Source organism: Achromobacter sp. GbtcB20 (genome assembly GCF_019091095.1).
GTDB classification, from domain to species: Bacteria; Pseudomonadota; Gammaproteobacteria; order Burkholderiales; family Burkholderiaceae_B; genus Achromobacter; species Achromobacter mucicolens.
Map to the genome: position 1 here is coordinate 80474 of NZ_JAGXJZ010000001.1, position 13801 is coordinate 94274.

The 13801-nt window shown below is 64.2% G+C and carries 20 protein-coding genes; 12 read left to right on the forward strand and 8 right to left on the reverse strand.

Going from position 1 to position 13801, the window contains the following annotated elements:
- Positions 1-20 precede the first annotated feature (20 nt).
- Positions 21-1511, forward strand: coding sequence for an aminotransferase class V-fold PLP-dependent enzyme (locus KVT32_RS00355; RefSeq protein WP_217617486.1), 1491 nt, complete (start codon positions 21-23; stop codon positions 1509-1511).
- A gap of 60 nt (positions 1512-1571) precedes the next feature.
- Here the strand turns inward: KVT32_RS00355 and KVT32_RS00360 are convergent, their stop codons facing one another.
- A complete protein-coding gene (locus KVT32_RS00360; protein WP_152384854.1) occupies positions 1572-1940 on the reverse strand; it encodes a hypothetical protein in 369 nt (122 codons plus the stop codon).
- Between the two features lie 249 nt (positions 1941-2189).
- Between KVT32_RS00360 and KVT32_RS32580 the strand changes: the two genes are divergently transcribed.
- Positions 2190-2408, forward strand: coding sequence for a hypothetical protein (locus KVT32_RS32580; protein ID WP_371825556.1), 219 nt, complete (start codon positions 2190-2192; stop codon positions 2406-2408).
- Positions 2409-2410: 2 nt separating this feature from the next.
- On the forward strand, positions 2411-2842 hold the full coding sequence (locus KVT32_RS00365; RefSeq protein ID WP_152384853.1) for a hypothetical protein: 432 nt from the start codon (positions 2411-2413) through the stop codon (positions 2840-2842).
- A gap of 22 nt (positions 2843-2864) precedes the next feature.
- Here the strand turns inward: KVT32_RS00365 and KVT32_RS00370 are convergent, their stop codons facing one another.
- From KVT32_RS00370 to KVT32_RS00380, 3 genes are all read right to left on the reverse strand, one after another.
- Positions 2865-3938, reverse strand: a complete 1074-nt coding sequence (locus KVT32_RS00370) for an acyltransferase (protein WP_152384852.1) — start codon at positions 3936-3938, stop codon at positions 2865-2867.
- 126 nt (positions 3939-4064) lie between these two features.
- On the reverse strand, positions 4065-4739 hold the full coding sequence (locus tag KVT32_RS32035; RefSeq protein ID WP_312541866.1) for an SOS response-associated peptidase family protein: 675 nt from the start codon (positions 4737-4739) through the stop codon (positions 4065-4067).
- 65 nt (positions 4740-4804) lie between these two features.
- Positions 4805-5281, reverse strand: coding sequence for a hypothetical protein (locus KVT32_RS00380; protein WP_152384851.1), 477 nt, complete (start codon positions 5279-5281; stop codon positions 4805-4807).
- Between the two features lie 190 nt (positions 5282-5471).
- On the opposite strand from KVT32_RS00380, the gene fmdA reads away from it, so the two are divergent.
- Together fmdA and KVT32_RS00390 are read left to right on the forward strand one after the other, a co-directional pair.
- Positions 5472-6701 (forward strand): formamidase, encoded by a 1230-nt coding sequence (fmdA, locus tag KVT32_RS00385; RefSeq protein WP_217617487.1) that lies wholly within the window; start codon positions 5472-5474, stop codon positions 6699-6701.
- A 9-nt stretch (positions 6702-6710) separates the two neighbouring features.
- Positions 6711-7043 carry a zinc ribbon domain-containing protein gene (locus tag KVT32_RS00390; protein WP_056324104.1) on the forward strand — a complete coding sequence of 111 codons (333 nt, stop codon included), beginning with the start codon at positions 6711-6713 and terminating at the stop codon, positions 7041-7043.
- A gap of 78 nt (positions 7044-7121) precedes the next feature.
- Here KVT32_RS00390 and KVT32_RS00395 read toward each other — a convergent pair whose 3' ends face one another.
- Both KVT32_RS00395 and KVT32_RS00400 read right to left on the reverse strand, forming a co-directional pair.
- The gene (locus KVT32_RS00395; protein WP_152384849.1) at positions 7122-7865 is read right to left on the reverse strand and encodes an ABC transporter substrate-binding protein; all 744 of its coding nucleotides are present in this window, start codon (positions 7863-7865) and stop codon (positions 7122-7124) included.
- 81 nt (positions 7866-7946) lie between these two features.
- Positions 7947-8372, reverse strand: a complete 426-nt coding sequence (locus KVT32_RS00400) for a copper resistance protein NlpE (RefSeq protein ID WP_056324109.1) — start codon at positions 8370-8372, stop codon at positions 7947-7949.
- Positions 8373-8572: 200 nt separating this feature from the next.
- On the opposite strand from KVT32_RS00400, the gene KVT32_RS00405 reads away from it, so the two are divergent.
- The 7 genes from KVT32_RS00405 (at position 8573) to KVT32_RS00435 (ending at position 12674) form a co-directional block, all read left to right on the forward strand.
- Complete coding sequence (locus KVT32_RS00405; RefSeq protein ID WP_217617488.1) at positions 8573-9052, forward strand: OsmC family protein; 480 nt, start codon at positions 8573-8575, stop codon at positions 9050-9052.
- Positions 9053-9061: 9 nt separating this feature from the next.
- Complete coding sequence (locus KVT32_RS00410) at positions 9062-9610, forward strand: cysteine hydrolase family protein (protein WP_217617489.1); 549 nt, start codon at positions 9062-9064, stop codon at positions 9608-9610.
- 5 nt (positions 9611-9615) lie between these two features.
- Entirely contained in the window at positions 9616-9840 is a 225-nt protein-coding gene (locus KVT32_RS00415) for a DUF3820 family protein (RefSeq protein WP_056324642.1), read from the forward strand.
- Between the two features lie 153 nt (positions 9841-9993).
- Entirely contained in the window at positions 9994-10314 is a 321-nt protein-coding gene (locus tag KVT32_RS00420; protein WP_056324115.1) for a hypothetical protein, read from the forward strand.
- Positions 10315-10390: 76 nt separating this feature from the next.
- A complete protein-coding gene (locus tag KVT32_RS00425; protein WP_152384847.1) occupies positions 10391-11644 on the forward strand; it encodes an Hsp70 family protein in 1254 nt (417 codons plus the stop codon).
- An 85-nt stretch (positions 11645-11729) separates the two neighbouring features.
- Positions 11730-12317 (forward strand): NUDIX domain-containing protein, encoded by a 588-nt coding sequence (locus tag KVT32_RS00430; protein ID WP_062840630.1) that lies wholly within the window; start codon positions 11730-11732, stop codon positions 12315-12317.
- 24 nt (positions 12318-12341) lie between these two features.
- Positions 12342-12674, forward strand: a complete 333-nt coding sequence (locus KVT32_RS00435; RefSeq protein WP_217617490.1) for a 2Fe-2S iron-sulfur cluster-binding protein — start codon at positions 12342-12344, stop codon at positions 12672-12674.
- Here the strand turns inward: KVT32_RS00435 and KVT32_RS00440 are convergent.
- Both KVT32_RS00440 and KVT32_RS00445 read right to left on the reverse strand, forming a co-directional pair.
- Positions 12655-13122: a hypothetical protein gene (locus KVT32_RS00440; protein ID WP_227741255.1), complete on the reverse strand. Its 468-nt coding sequence runs from the start codon at positions 13120-13122 to the stop codon at positions 12655-12657. The two genes, KVT32_RS00435 and KVT32_RS00440, sit on opposite strands and share 20 nt — an antisense overlap.
- Entirely contained in the window at positions 13073-13774 is a 702-nt protein-coding gene (locus KVT32_RS00445) for a thioredoxin family protein (RefSeq protein WP_217617491.1), read from the reverse strand. Before KVT32_RS00445 ends, KVT32_RS00440 begins: the two co-directional genes overlap by 50 nt.
- Positions 13775-13801 lie beyond the last annotated feature (27 nt).

Genomic DNA, 13801 nt, shown 5'->3' on the forward strand with positions numbered 1-13801 from the left:
CTTTTCGGATCTATCGCCTCATGAACACGACCCTCGCCGGTGCGCCCGCAGGCGCCCCGGCTTCGCCTTTGCAGCAGTTCCAAGACAGCTTGAAGACTTCCGATATTGCGGCCGCGCTCGCCGATGGGCTTATCGGAAAGGACGCCTGCATTGACGGACCGTTTGGCTCCAAGCCGCTTGTCTATGCAGATTACGTGGCGTCGGGCCGGGCGCTGATGCAGGTCGAGCGCTTTGTGCTGGAACAGGTGCTTCCGTATTACGCCAATTCGCACACAGAAGCCTCGTTCTGCGGCGGCTTCATTACGCGGCTGCGGCGCGAGGCGCGTGCGGCTATTGGGCGCGGTTGCGGGGCGGGCGACGAACACGCGGTGATTTTCTCGGGCTCGGGCGCAACGGCGGGCATCAACCGGCTGGTGAATCTGTTTGGCGTGAAGGCGGCGGTGGCGGCTGGCCGGAAGGCCCGGGTCATTATCGGACCCTACGAGCATCACTCAAACATCCTGCCATGGCGCGAATGCGGCGCTGACATCGTCGAACTGGAAGAAAGCCCCGAAGGCGGGCCGGATCTGGCGCAACTGGCGCAAGCGCTGGACGCGCCGGCGGGCGCGCTGGTCGTGTGCGCGCTGTCGGCGGCGTCGAATGTGACGGGTATCGTCGCGGACGTCGAAGGCATCACGCGGCGGGTGAAGGCAGCCGGCGCGAAGATGTTGTGGGACTATGCAGGCGGCGCGCCGTACCTGCCGATCCGCATGTCGCCGGCGCCTGATGCGCAGATCGACGCCATCGTGTTTTCGCCGCACAAGTTCATTGGTGGTCCGGGTGCCTCGGGCGTCCTGATCGTGCGCCGCGATGCGGTGCTGGATACGACGCCGACGTGGCCGGGTGGCGGCACAGTGAAGTTCGTGTCGCCCGTGGGCCATGACTACAGCGGCAGCCTGGAGTCGCGTGAGGAAGCAGGTACGCCGAACGTGGTGGGGGACATCCGCGCCGCGTTGGCGGTGCTGGTCAAGGAAGCATTGGGCGCGGATTTCATGCAGCAGCGCCACGCGCATTTCGTGCAGCGCGCGCTGGCGGCGTGGAAGGGCGCCGAGCGCCTGGAACTGCTGGGGTCGCTGACGGCGCATCGCCTGCCGATTTTTTCTTTCCGGGTGCGCGACGGTAAGGGCGGGTTCGTGCATCAGCAGTTGGTGACGCGGATGCTGAGCGACCGTTTTGGCATTCAGGCTCGTGGCGGATGTGCGTGCGCGGGTCCGTATGTGCATCGGCTGCTGGAAATCGATGACGCGCAGTCTTTGCAGATGCGTCAGGCCATTCTGGATGGCCGGGAAATCGAAAAACCCGGCTTTGTGCGCTTGAACTTCAGTGCGTTGCTGTCGGACGCGAAGGCGGATTTCATTCTGGAATCGGTGTTGGCGCTGGCGGCCGACGCCACGGAATACGCGCACCTTTATGGCTTTGATCCCAGCCGCGCCATTTTCTTTCCGCATGACGTCCAAAAGAAGGCGGCTTGACGTGCGCTAGCGGATGACTGCGGTTGCGGCGCTTGAACGACCGCAACCGCAGGCCCGCGTTCAATTCTTCATGTGCAGGCCGCAGGTCCGGATCCACGACGCCTTCATGTCCGTGAGATCGTCGGACGCGCCCGTCAGCGTGCGCGTGACCTGATCCGAAAACTGCACGCCGTCGCGGCGGCATGCTTCAAAGTCGTCGCTGAGCGCAAAGCGCGCGTCCAAGAGGTCCAACCGGCCTTGGCAAAGCTCCCGATTCAATTCCAGATTATTGGCGGCCTCGCGCGTGCGTTGCACGTCTTGCGCCTGTTTGATGCGGGCCAGTTCGGCGTCGACACGCGCGATGCAGCCGTCGTCGGCAAAGGCGGGTGCGCTGGCGCACGCGGTGATGAGTAGAACGGTGGCGAGGAACGGGTGATGCGGTACGGCCATGCTGGAAAACCTTGATGTAGCGCGATGATTGGCTTGCATCATAACTGTTGCTTGATCGGCATTCCTGGTCCGCTGCCCCAGCCACTTGCGGCACATGCGTCGTGGACTGTGCAAAAAGTCAGCTTGCCGATGTCTCAAACTGTCCTACCGTCGTTTCCAGATCATTGGCTCACGAAGCCCGGGTGTGCGCTTATCGCTTCCATGTAAGCAGCCAGCGGTCAACCCTTCTGTTTTATCAACGCTTTGATTATGCAATGGGGCAACGCCAACGCGGTCAACGGATCTGTGATCGTGACATTTCCCATCGCGTTTCCCACTGCGAACTTTACCGGTGTTACGGACACGGATGCAGCCGCGATGTGCACTGCTTACCGATCGGTGAGCAAGTCACAGTGCGAAATTTACTTGCATAACCCTTCCGGCGTCGGACAGAACGGCACGGTTCGCTGGATTGCTTTGGGGTATTGAACATGATTTATTTTTCTGCGAGTCCCGTTGGGTTCTACCGAGAAGACATCCACGGCGCCGACATCCCGGCAAATGCGGTTGGGATCAGCGAAGAAAGGTACATCGAACTTCTGTCCGGACAAGAGTCCGGGAAGTTGATAACCGCGGACGAGAATGGGCAACCCGTCTTGATTGATCCACCTTCGGCTTCGACCGCACCGCGAATCATTTCTCGCTTCCAAGCATTGGCAGCGTTAATGCAAGCGGGTTTGCTGCACGACGTGCAAGCGTGGGCCGCTGACCCGAACACCCATCCTCTGCATCGGCTCGCATTTGAAACAGCTGCCGAGTTTTCCCGCACCAGCCCGGCGTTGAATGCGGGTGCCGAGGCGTTGGGTTGGACGAGCGAGCAGCTCGACGACTTGTTCCGGGCTGGTGCGGAGATTCTTGCCTGACTCCAGGCGGCTACACGAGGGGCTACGCGCGCGGCGTGCGCTTTAGGGCACCGATTCCCTGGGGCTGTTCGCCGCGGGCGAGGAACCGCGCTTGCAGTCGGTGGCGGAAGCGTTCAAGCGGCATTTCCAAGTAACGATAGGCAGCCGCACCAACGAAGATTGAGATGACCACGGCAGCGATCATGGCGAGCGGGCTGCCCTGGAATCTCGTCTGCAGGTGCATGAACACCAGCCAGTGGAACAGGTAGACGGAATAGCTCCAGGCGCCCATCTTGCGCATGAACGCCGAATCGACCAAGCGGCCGAAGACGCCCTTAAGGTCGATCGTCGCGACAATGAACAATCCCCAGGCGGCGCTGATATATACGAATTTGTCAGCCAGCGCCGTGTCGTAGGGAACGCCGAAAAGTGCGTGGCGTGCGCCGGGGCTTCCCATCACCAACCCTGCAGTGACCAGAGCGCAGATGACATTCGAGGTCCGATCGGAAATGCGGCCGCGCACGTCGTTGATGATGGTGGCAAGGTAGCAGCCGATCGTGAAGCTCGACAGATACCACTGTGTCCCGATGGCGTTGATTTCTGTGCGCCAGTGGGGCCACAGCGCTTGCTGGATCGCTATCAGAGCGACGGCGGCACCCGTCACGGTTCGGATGCTGTGCTTGCGCGCCGCTATGAGCAGGGCTGCAACAAGGGGGAGCCATGCGTAGAAGGTGAACTCGACGGGGATGGTCCAGAGATGCGCGTAGCCTTTCTGAAACGTCAGAGCGAGCCACACGTCTCGCGCGGAATCTATGCCGGCCGTGCCCAGCACGAAGTACACGCCAACAGCGATGGCGAACAGCGGCAGAATTCGCAGCACCCGGCCGAGAGCATACGAGGCCAGTACGGAAGCTGAAAAACCGGAAGTCTGAAACTTGTGAGTCAGGAGGAACGCGCTGAGGACGAAGAACAGCCAAACGCCAATTTTTCCCGTACCAGCGAGGTAAAGGCCCGCGGTGGTCATGAAGAACATAGCGAACGCATGCGTGAGCAAAACGACGACGCAAGCCAACCCGCGTATTCCGTCAGCTCCTGGGAAGCGCTCGGTTTTAATCATTTCTCTTTCTGGGACGATGTGTCGCCGCACGCTTTGGTGCGTCTAATAATTGATCGGGAAGCCTCACTGCCGCCTGAGCGGTCGAGCGCGGCGCTTCAGGGCCGCGCCAGTGCATAACCTCGAATTTTACCCGCCCAGGCGGGTTTTTTTACGTCTATAGGGGACGGGATGATGTCGCTTCAAAGGAAATTCCATGGCTGAGGAACATCTGTCGGACGCCTTCATAAAGTCGCTGCACGCGCGAGTCGTGCAGATGGAGCAGGACATGGCGAGCAGCGCGGAGGCCACGGCTCGGAACACGTCGTCAATCGAGACGATCCGGCAGAACACGCAGGACATCGTTGACACGTTCCAGGCGCTGTCCGGTGGGTTCAAGGTGCTGCAGGGTCTGGGCAAGGTGGCAAAGCCGCTGAGCATCGTGAAGCTCTTGTGCCACTGACCGGTGGCGTCCCGGTAGCGATCCCAAAGCCCGGCGATGCCCAGCGGCGCGCCGTCTGCCCGGGTGAACCGGGTGGCCACTGCTTTGCCGGAACGCCAGTCTGGTTGGAAGATCGCATCGGCCGGGATGACGCAGTGCTGAGCCCGACGCCAGGCATTGCGGAAGGTGAAGGCGTTGGCGACGCGGTCGTCGCGAGCGTTGAAGGTTGACAGCTTTTCCGCGACGGCCAGCGCGTCCGTTCGGGTGGATTCTGAGATCATGCCCCAGCGGCCCGTCACGGCTTCGATGCTGGGCACGGCCTCGTCGCCGGCGTCATGCTCGGGCGGGCGGCGGACGAAGATGCCCTGGTAGCGCGGCCAAATGTCCTACCTGCCCAGGATGCCCGGCCGGGTCACTCCGAACTTCTTCAGCAGCAGCTCGGCGTCTTTCAGGGTCTGGTAGTGGCTGCACATGGAGTCGCTCCGCGTTCACTCTTGGATGGATGCTCAATAAAGCGGACCTGTGCACCTAAGCTACTCATCGTCTCCGCTAGGATTTTGTCCCCGGTGAGAAGGATCAACCCATTCTTGATCGCGTGCTCTCCAATTAAGGCATCTTCGACGTTATTCGCCTTTCGATTGGCCGAGTTCAATGCCTCCAGTATTCGTTCGTATGTCACACCGTCTGACCACTTCCACTGCCCAAACCCCAGTCCCTTCGCGCCAAAAACGAAGCTTTCGGCGGGATGAGTGTCGTCAACCCAAACCTCGACGAGATTGAGGAGTGCGGCGTCTTTGGCCGCTTGCACTTCCGCCGCTTGCACGGCCGAAATGAAGAATTGTGCGGGTAGGTAAGCGGAAAGCTCAAACCCGAAATCCCGAATCCAATTGAATACCTGGGTATCAACCGCGTACTTCGGCGTCATGATTATGCGCTTCCAATAGCCTGCCGTGGGATACGGCAACTGTTCAAAAAGCCAGTTTACCGCTGTCTAAAACTGTCCTACCGTCCTTTACAGATCAATGGCTTACGAAGCCTAAGTTGCCGCTTCATTTTAGACAGCCAGCGGTCAAATCTTCTGTTTTATCAACGCTCTACAACGGAGATGAAAGAGAATGACCAACACGCTTATCAGTGTCGATCTGGAACAGTCCCCCTACGACAACAAGCAGATCCATAACCGCTGGCATCCGGATATTCCGATGGCGGTGTGGGTCAAGCCCGGGGACGATTTCATTTTGGAAACCTACGACTGGACGGGCGGCGCGATCAAGAACGACGACAGCGCCGACGATGTGCGGGATGTGGATCTGTCCACCGTGCACTTTCTGTCCGGGCCCGTGGGCGTGGAGGGCGCGGAGCCGGGGGACCTGCTGGTGGTCGACCTGCTGGATATCGGCGCCAAGCCCGACAGCCTGTGGGGGTTCAATGGGTTTTTCAGCCGCAACAATGGCGGCGGGTTTCTGACGGATCATTTTCCGCATGCGCAGAAATCCATTTGGGATTTTCACGGCATGTTCACGTCGTCGCGGCATATTCCGGGCGTGAGCTTCGCGGGTCTGATTCATCCGGGACTGATCGGGTGCCTGCCGGACCGCAAGCTGCTGGACGAATGGAACCGGCGTGAGCAGGCGTTGATCGATACCAATCCGAATCGCGTGCCGCCGTTGGCCAATCCGCCTGCGCCCAAGACCGCGCACATGGGCGCGTTGCAGGGCCCGGACCGAGATCGGGCGGCGGGCGAGGGGGCGCGCACGGTTCCACCGCGCGAGCATGGCGGCAATTGCGACATCAAGGACCTGTCGCGCGGGGCGCGGGTGTTTTTTCCTGTGTATGTGAAGGGCGGCGGCTTGTCGGTGGGCGATCTGCATTTTTCGCAGGGCGACGGCGAGATCACGTTCTGCGGCGCGATCGAAATGGCGGGCTGGGTGCACATGCGCGTGTCGTTGATCAAGGGCGGCATGGACAAGTATGCGATCCGCAATCCGATCTTCAAGCCCAGCCCGATAACGCCGGCCTACAAGGACTTTCTGATTTTTGAAGGCATTTCGGTCGACGAGGGCGGCAAGCAGCATTACCTGGACGTGAACGTGGCCTACCGGCAGGCGTGCCTGAACGCCATCGAATACCTGCAGAAGTTCGGCTATTCGGGGGCGCAGGCCTATTCGCTGCTGGGTTGCGCGCCGGTGCAGGGGCATATCAGCGGCGTGGTCGACATTCCCAATTCGTGCGCGACGCTCTGGTTGCCGACGGAGATTTTCGATTTCGACATCCAGCCGTCGGCCAGCGGACCGGTCAAGCACATCAAGGGCGACGTCGACATGCCGCTGTCGCGCGATCTGTAGGAGACGACGATGCCGATGTATGACTATGCCTGCGCGGATTGCGGCGAGTTTGCGGTGTTGCGGCCCTTGGCGCAGTGGCGGGATCCGGCCGCATGCCCGCAGTGCGGAGTGCTGTCAGGCCGCATCGTGGCGGGTGCACCGGCGGTGTCTGCGCTGTCCTCGGCGATGAACCGGGCGCACGCGGCCAATGAACGCAGCGCCAACGAGCCGCGCAGCACGCGGGCGGGGCACGGCATGAACTGCGGGTGCTGCAGCAGCGGGCGTTCGCGGGGCCGGACGCGCACGTCAGGCGATGGCGCCAAGTCATTCGCGGGCGCAAGGCCCTGGATGATCAGCCACTAGCTCGATCGCTGCCGGTCGGGCCGCTGTTTGAAGACACCCGGCCGTGCGGCGTTCCCGCGCCTACGACTACGTCCAGGGCTACGCGGCCGGTTCCAGCGGCGCCACGGCGGCGCCCTGGATCTTGTGGCGCGCCAGCGCCTCGGCGACGAAGCCGGATTTCTTCATGGCTTCGACGAACGCCGACAGGTAGGCGCTGGCCTTGTCGCCGCGGCGCTTGGGCACGCCCATCGCCTGGCGGATCAGCATGAAATGGCCGTCCAGAAGGCGCAAGCCGCCCAGGCGTTGCGCGTCGGCTTCGAGCTGCTGTTTGACGCCTGCGGCAACTTCCATGTTTTCCTTCAAGAAGGTGTCGACGACGGCGGGCGAGGTGGGGGCGCGAAAGATCTCGGCCTGCTTGAGTTCGCGCGTCAGGTACAGGTCGTAGGCGCTGCCCTTGCCGACGACGACGCGCTGGCCCGGACGGTCAACTTCTTCCATGGCGGCAATCGGCGAGTCCTGGCGGACGAGGTACGCGCCTTCGATGACGACATACGGCGCCGTGAAGGCGATCTGCTCGCCGCGCAGCGGGTCGATCGCGAAAAAGCCGACGTCGGCCTGTTCGGCGGCCACCGCACTGACGGATTCGCCCGCCGATTTGAAGACGACGAGTTCCAGCGTCACGCCCAACCGGCGCGCAAGTTCGGTCGCCAGGTCCACCGACACGCCGCCGGGTTGGCCAGTGGCGGGATCGGCGTTGGCGAGAATGGGATTGCCCAGGTTGATGGACGCGCGCAGCACGCCCGTGGGGGCGAAGGCAGACAGCAGTTCGTGATCGGTCTTCATGGCTTCCTTGCGGGAGGGGACGCGCCGCCGGGCGCGGTCGATGCCAGAGGATAGCCCCAAAGCCCGCAGCGGCGCGATGCCTTATTGCGCGCGGCGCAGCACGTAATGACCCGCGAGCGGGCCGGTGGGACGCGTGCCGTCGCGGTACAGCATCGTTACCTGGTTCTCGCCGACGAAGTAACGCTGGCTGTCGCCCGCGGCGTCCAGACGGATCGTGCTGCCGTCGGACTCCCAGCTGAAGGTGCCCGACACGACTTCGGGCTGGGGCTGGCGGTCCAGGTACTGGGTCAGCTTTTCGTAGCGGCCGTCCTTCATCAGCGTCAGGCGCGTGCGGATGCCGGGGCAATCGGCGCAGGGCAGGACGCCCTCATAGCTGCCCGGCCAATCCAGGGAATTGCGGGCGGTGTGGTTGTCCACCGGCACGGAGCGGGCGGTGATCGGCTTGGACGGGGCGCAGCCCGCAAGCAGCGCAAGACTCAGGGTGCAGGTCAGGGTGGTTTTCATCATGGCGAGCTCCTGTGTGACGGCCTGACGGACGGCCAGACGCGTTTTCACGATACGGACAGTAACTGTCCGATGCTGAAACGGGATGTAAGACCGCAACGCCGCCAATTTGGCCAACTGGGACAAGCAGGCGTGCGCTAAGCTCGGCGTTCCTTGCGCGGGAGGCGGCATCGGGCTGTCGGCGCAGCGATAGGGCGACAGGCATGAAAGGCGAACACCATTACAAAGTTTCCGTCGAATGGACCGGCAACACCGGCGTCGGCACGGCCGGCTACGCAGCTTATTCGCGTGACCACCTGATCCAGGCCGAGGGCAAGCCCGACGTGCCGGGATCGTCGGACCCGGCCTTTCGCGGCGACCCCGCGCGCTGGAATCCCGAGGACATGCTGGTGGCCTCGTTGTCGGCTTGCCACAAGCTCTGGTATCTGCACTTTTGCGCGGTCGAAGGTGTGACCGTGCAGGCCTACCGGGACGAGGCCGAAGGCGTCATGGTGGAAGACCCGAGGCGCGGCGGCGCGTTTGCCTCGGTCACGCTCAAACCCCAGGTCACGATCGCGGCGGGCGGCGACGCCGCGTTGGCGCAAGCGCTGCACGAGCGCGCGCACCATTTCTGCTTCATTGCCAATTCCGTGAATTTTCCGGTACGGTGCGAGCCGCGCATCGTGATTCAGTCCGCCTCCTGACGACATTCCATGAATACCGCCCTTATCGTGATCGACGTGCAGCGCGCGTTGTTCGAAACCTCGCCGCCGCCTTTCGAGGCCGCGCAGGTGCTGTCGCGCATCAACGCGCTGGCCGAGCGCGCCCGCGCGGTCGGCGTGCCGGTCATCTATGTTCAGCATGAAAGCCCCGGCTCGGACCTTGCGCATGGCGCGCCGGGATGGGATCTGGACACGCGCCTGGCGACTTCCGCGCAAGACATCCGCATCCGCAAGACGACGCCGGATTCGTTTCTGCGCACGGATCTGGCGCAGGTGCTGGCGGACCGGGGCGTGACGCAACTGGTCGTGTGCGGCTACGCCACGGAGTTCTGCGTGGACACCACCGTGCGGCGCGCGGCGGGGCTGGGCTTGCCCGTGACGCTGGCGGCCGATGCGCACACCACGCACGACAAGCCGCACGCGGATGGCGCGCAGATCCGGGCGCACCACAACGCGACGCTGCCGGACATTTCGAGCTTTGGCGTGAAGATCGCCGCGGTGCCGTCCGCCGAACTCTTTGCCGGCGGCGGGCCGCGATGAACGTGATGGATCCGGCACTGCTGTCGCTGCTGGTCACGCGCGACATGCCCTTCGGCAAATACAAGGGGCGGCTGATTGCCGATCTGCCGGGGCCTTATCTGGCGTGGTTCGCGCGCAAGGGTTTTCCGCCTGGAGAGCTGGGGCGCCTGTTGGCGCTGATGCACGAACTGGACCATAACGGGCTGTCGTCGCTGCTGGATCCGTTGCGCCAATCGCGGCGCCCATCTTGAGGGCAATCCGGCAAGCGGGGCTGACCGGAAATGCGAGGAAACAACTGGCGGCTTCCGTGTAGCGTCTTGGCACGACGCGGGCGCCACGCCGCGTAATACGATAGGGTCGCAGCCGGCCATCGGACCGGGCGCTGACTTATCGAAGAGGTTTCCATGAACAAACACCACGTCTCTGCCTTCCTGCTTGCTGCCCTGTGCGCGGCGGGCGCCGCCCAAGCCCAGAACGCCGTGCCCGGCACGACGCAGGAAATGCAGTTTCCGTCCAGCCAGGGCAGCTTGTCGCCGCCATCGACGCTGCGCATGACGGTCACGCCCGAGACGCCGCCGGTGGTGATCCGCGATACGCCGCAAAGCCAGGCCGAATTCCAGCGCTGCCGTACGGTGTCTGACCGTGCCGCCACGTCGCGCACGCAGATGCAGGCCGGCCTGGAGCAGTGCCTGCGCGAACTGGAGCAGCGCCGCCAGCAGCAATAGAAGCGGGTGGGAATCCAGGGCCGGAGCCAGAGCGGGTACACTTGTGCGCCGTTTTGCTCTAAGCGCCTGAATTCCCATGATTTCCACCGCCTGCGGCGTCGACTTCGGCACCTCCAATTCCACCGTCGGCTGGAGCCGTCCCGACCAACATGCGCTCCTGTCGCTGGAAGACGGCAAGACCACCTTGCCGTCGGCCATCTTCTTTCATGACGAGGACGCCGAGGTCAGCTATGGCCGGGCGGCCATCTCCGACTACCTGGCCGGCTACGACGGGCGCCTGATGCGCTCGATGAAGAGCCTGCTGGGCAGCTCGCTCATCGACGGCTCGACCGAAGTGCAGGGCCGCTCCATTCCGTTCCGTGTGCTGTTGACGCGCTTTATCGCCGAATTGAAGGCGCGCGCCGAAACGGCCGCCGGGCGCGGCTTTACCCGCGCCGTGCTGGGCCGTCCCGTGTTCTTCGTGGACGACCATCCCGCCGCCGACCAGACGGCGCAGGACACGCTGGAAGAGATCGCGCGCAGCGTGGGCTTTACCGACATCGAGTTTCAGTTCGAGCCGCTGGCGGCCGCGTTTGACTACGAGTCGCAGATCAGCCGTGAAGAGCTGGTGCTGGTGATCGACATTGGCGGCGGTACGTCGGACTTTTCGCTGATCCGGCTGGGACCGGACCGCGCACCCAAGCCCGACCGCCGCGACGATATCCTGGCCTATGGCGGTGTGCATATCGGCGGGGTCGATTTCGACAAGCAATTGAGCCTGGCGCATGTGATGCCGCTGCTGGGCCTGGGCAGCCAGCTGCGCAGCGGCAAGGACGTGCCGTCGACGCAGTACGGCAATCTGGCCTGCTGGCACACCATCAACCAGGCCTACACGCGCAAGGCGGCCGAGCACTTTGCCTACATCCGCGCCGAGGCCGGCGACCGCCAGAAGATCGACCTGCTGCTGAACCTGGTCAAGGAGCGTGCGGGCCACTGGGTGGCGGTGCAGGTCGAGGAAGCCAAGATCGCGCTGTCGGATGCGCCCGCCACGCGTATCGACCTGTCGCGTGTCTCGCCGGACCTGGGCGTCGAGGTGACGCGCCCGTCGTTCGACGCGTGCGTGGGGCGATTGATCGACAAGGTCGAGACCACCGTGGGCCAGCTGCTGCGCGATGCGGGCGTGTCCACGGCGGACGTGGACACCGTGTTCTTCACCGGGGGCTCCAGCCGCGTGCCGCGCCTGCGCGAAAGCGTGTCCCGGCTGGTGCCCGAGGCGCGCAGCGTGGAAGGCGATTTGTTTGGCAGCATCGGGGCGGGCCTCGCGCTGGACGCGGCGCGCAAGTTCGGCTGACCGGCGGCCGGCGGGGCGATGGTAAGCTGCCAGGCGTGCCTCGCACGGCCATCCGCCCCTTCCTGTCCATGATCCAGACGTCCTCATGACCCGACCCGCCGATACCCATCTCGTCGAAACGCTGCTCGCGAGCGAGGCGCCATACGACGGCAGCTTCCTGAAGATCCGCCGCGACACCGTCAGCCTGCCCAACGGCCACACCGGCATCCGCGAGTACGTGGTGCACCCGGGTGCGGTGGTGGTGATTCCGCTGCTGGACGACGGCCGGGTGCTGCTGGAGCGCCAGTTCCGTTATCCCATCGGGCGCGTGATGACGGAGTTTCCGGCGGGCAAGCTCGATCCGGGCGAGGATCCGCTGGTGTGCGCCAAGCGCGAACTGCTAGAGGAAACCGGTTATACGGCCGCCCAATGGGCCCATGCGGGCGCCTTGCATCTGGCGATCGCCTATTCCACCGAGATCATTCACATCTTCTTTGCGCGCGGCCTGCAGGCGGGGGAACGCCAGCTCGACCAGGATGAATTCCTGGACGTGATCAGCACTCGCCCCGAAGACCTGATCGCGGCCTGCAGCCAGGGCGAGGTCACGGACGCCAAGACCCTGACCTGCGTGCTGTGGATGCAGAACGTGCTGTCCGGTGCCTGGAAGCTGGACTGGCAGGACAACGCCGCCTGAACGGCGGCTGCCGTCCCAACGCCCATGTCCTCGTACCCCGTTCTTGTCCAGCCGGCAGGCCTGCGCTTTGAGGCGCCCGCCGGCACGTCCGTGCTGCTGGCCGCGCAGGCGGCGGGCATCAAGCTGCCCAGTTCGTGCCGCAATGGCACGTGCCGTGCCTGCATGTGCCTGCTGGTCGAGGGATCCGTCGTGTATGGCATCGAATGGCCCGGTCTGTCGCGGGACGAAAAAGAAGAGGGCTGGATCCTGCCGTGCGTGGCGCAGGCGACGTCCGCGCTGGAGATCCAGGCGCCAGGCGCGGCGCCAATCGAGGCGCAACCGCCCGCGGTCCGTCCGCTTACCGGCGCCAGGCGCTGAGCGCGGCCACCGGCAGCAGCGCAGCGGCCATGCCGGCGGTCATGCCCAACACCATTCCCGCGAAGGGCCCCATCTGCAGCGCCTGCGCCGTTTGAACGCCCAGGCGCGCGCCCAGCACCATTCCGCAGACCATGAGCGCCATGCAGAACAGGCGTTCGGCAAGCGGCGAAGGCCGTGGCCAGGGCAGCAGGGCCGCCAGTGTCATCGCGGCCAGGCTGGCGGGCATCAGCGCCGCGTGCCGCCAGGCCAGTTGCGCCAGTGTGCCCGGTGCACCGCATTCGCTGGCAAGCAGGGCGGCGGGCGTGCGCCACGTGTCCACCACCAGCCCGATGCCCATGCCTGCCATGCCTGCCATGCAGGCCAGCCACAAGCCAGCCATGCCGGCGGCCAAGGGGCGCTTAGCGCTGGCCGTGGCAGCCAGGGCGCGCGGCATCGCCGTACCGGTCATGGTGGCGCACCCAGTCGCCCAGGTTGAAATGCGGTCCCTGTTCATTGCGGCCCAGCGGCGCGATGTCCAGGTAGTTGTAAGCGCCCGCCAGCCGCTCCACGCCGCGTTCGAAGGCCGAGTAGGTGTGGAAGATCTCGCCGTCGGGGTCGCGAAAGAAGGCGCTGGCGCCGGACCGTTCCTCGACCGCGCCGTCCGCCAGTGGCACCGACGCCCCAAAGTCGAAATTGAAGTCGGCGCCCGCGGACGAATACCAGTCAAAGTCCCAGCCCATGCGCGCCTTGAAGGCGGCCAGCCGGTCATGGGGCGCGCGAGAGACGGCTACAACGCAGACATCGTGGTGCCGCAAGTGCATGATTGCGCTGTCCAGGTGGTCGGCCAGGAACGAGCAACCCACGCAGCCTTCCTCCCAGTCCGGACCGAACATGAAGTGATAGACGATGAGCTGGCGCTTGCCGTGAAAGAGGTCCTGCAGGCGCTGCGGCCCCTGCGCGCCTTCAAATGTGTAGGACTTGTCGACCTGCACCCATGGCAACGCCATGCGGTCGCGCGCCAGGGCGTCGGTGGCGCGGGTCAGTTCCTTTTCGCGCCGCAAGAGCGCCTCGCGCGCTATATGCCATTCGTTGCGGGATACGACGGGATGATCGGTTTGCATCGTACGTCTCCTCCTCGTGCCGGGCGC

Coding starts and splice junctions, on each gene's coding strand:
- KVT32_RS00370 (WP_152384852.1), bottom strand. CDS start 3,938: ATGATTAAAACCGAGCGCTTCCCAGGAGCTGACGGAATACGCGGGTTG.
- KVT32_RS00425 (WP_152384847.1), top strand. CDS start 10,391: ATGATTTCCACCGCCTGCGGCGTCGACTTCGGCACCTCCAATTCCACC.
- KVT32_RS00435 (WP_217617490.1), top strand. CDS start 12,342: ATGTCCTCGTACCCCGTTCTTGTCCAGCCGGCAGGCCTGCGCTTTGAG.
- KVT32_RS00405 (WP_217617488.1), top strand. CDS start 8,573: ATGAAAGGCGAACACCATTACAAAGTTTCCGTCGAATGGACCGGCAAC.
- KVT32_RS00380 (WP_152384851.1), bottom strand. CDS start 5,281: ATGACGCCGAAGTACGCGGTTGATACCCAGGTATTCAATTGGATTCGG.
- KVT32_RS00415 (WP_056324642.1), top strand. CDS start 9,616: ATGGATCCGGCACTGCTGTCGCTGCTGGTCACGCGCGACATGCCCTTC.
- KVT32_RS00360 (WP_152384854.1), bottom strand. CDS start 1,940: ATGGCCGTACCGCATCACCCGTTCCTCGCCACCGTTCTACTCATCACC.
- KVT32_RS00365 (WP_152384853.1), top strand. CDS start 2,411: ATGATTTATTTTTCTGCGAGTCCCGTTGGGTTCTACCGAGAAGACATC.
- KVT32_RS00420 (WP_056324115.1), top strand. CDS start 9,994: ATGAACAAACACCACGTCTCTGCCTTCCTGCTTGCTGCCCTGTGCGCG.
- KVT32_RS00355 (WP_217617486.1), top strand. CDS start 21: ATGAACACGACCCTCGCCGGTGCGCCCGCAGGCGCCCCGGCTTCGCCT.
- KVT32_RS00395 (WP_152384849.1), bottom strand. CDS start 7,865: ATGAAGACCGATCACGAACTGCTGTCTGCCTTCGCCCCCACGGGCGTG.
- KVT32_RS00410 (WP_217617489.1), top strand. CDS start 9,062: ATGAATACCGCCCTTATCGTGATCGACGTGCAGCGCGCGTTGTTCGAA.
- KVT32_RS00445 (WP_217617491.1), bottom strand. CDS start 13,774: ATGCAAACCGATCATCCCGTCGTATCCCGCAACGAATGGCATATAGCG.
- KVT32_RS00440 (WP_227741255.1), bottom strand. CDS start 13,122: ATGACCGGTACGGCGATGCCGCGCGCCCTGGCTGCCACGGCCAGCGCT.
- KVT32_RS00400 (WP_056324109.1), bottom strand. CDS start 8,372: ATGATGAAAACCACCCTGACCTGCACCCTGAGTCTTGCGCTGCTTGCG.
- KVT32_RS32580 (WP_371825556.1), top strand. CDS start 2,190: ATGCAATGGGGCAACGCCAACGCGGTCAACGGATCTGTGATCGTGACA.
- KVT32_RS00430 (WP_062840630.1), top strand. CDS start 11,730: ATGACCCGACCCGCCGATACCCATCTCGTCGAAACGCTGCTCGCGAGC.
- fmdA (WP_217617487.1), top strand. CDS start 5,472: ATGACCAACACGCTTATCAGTGTCGATCTGGAACAGTCCCCCTACGAC.
- KVT32_RS00390 (WP_056324104.1), top strand. CDS start 6,711: ATGCCGATGTATGACTATGCCTGCGCGGATTGCGGCGAGTTTGCGGTG.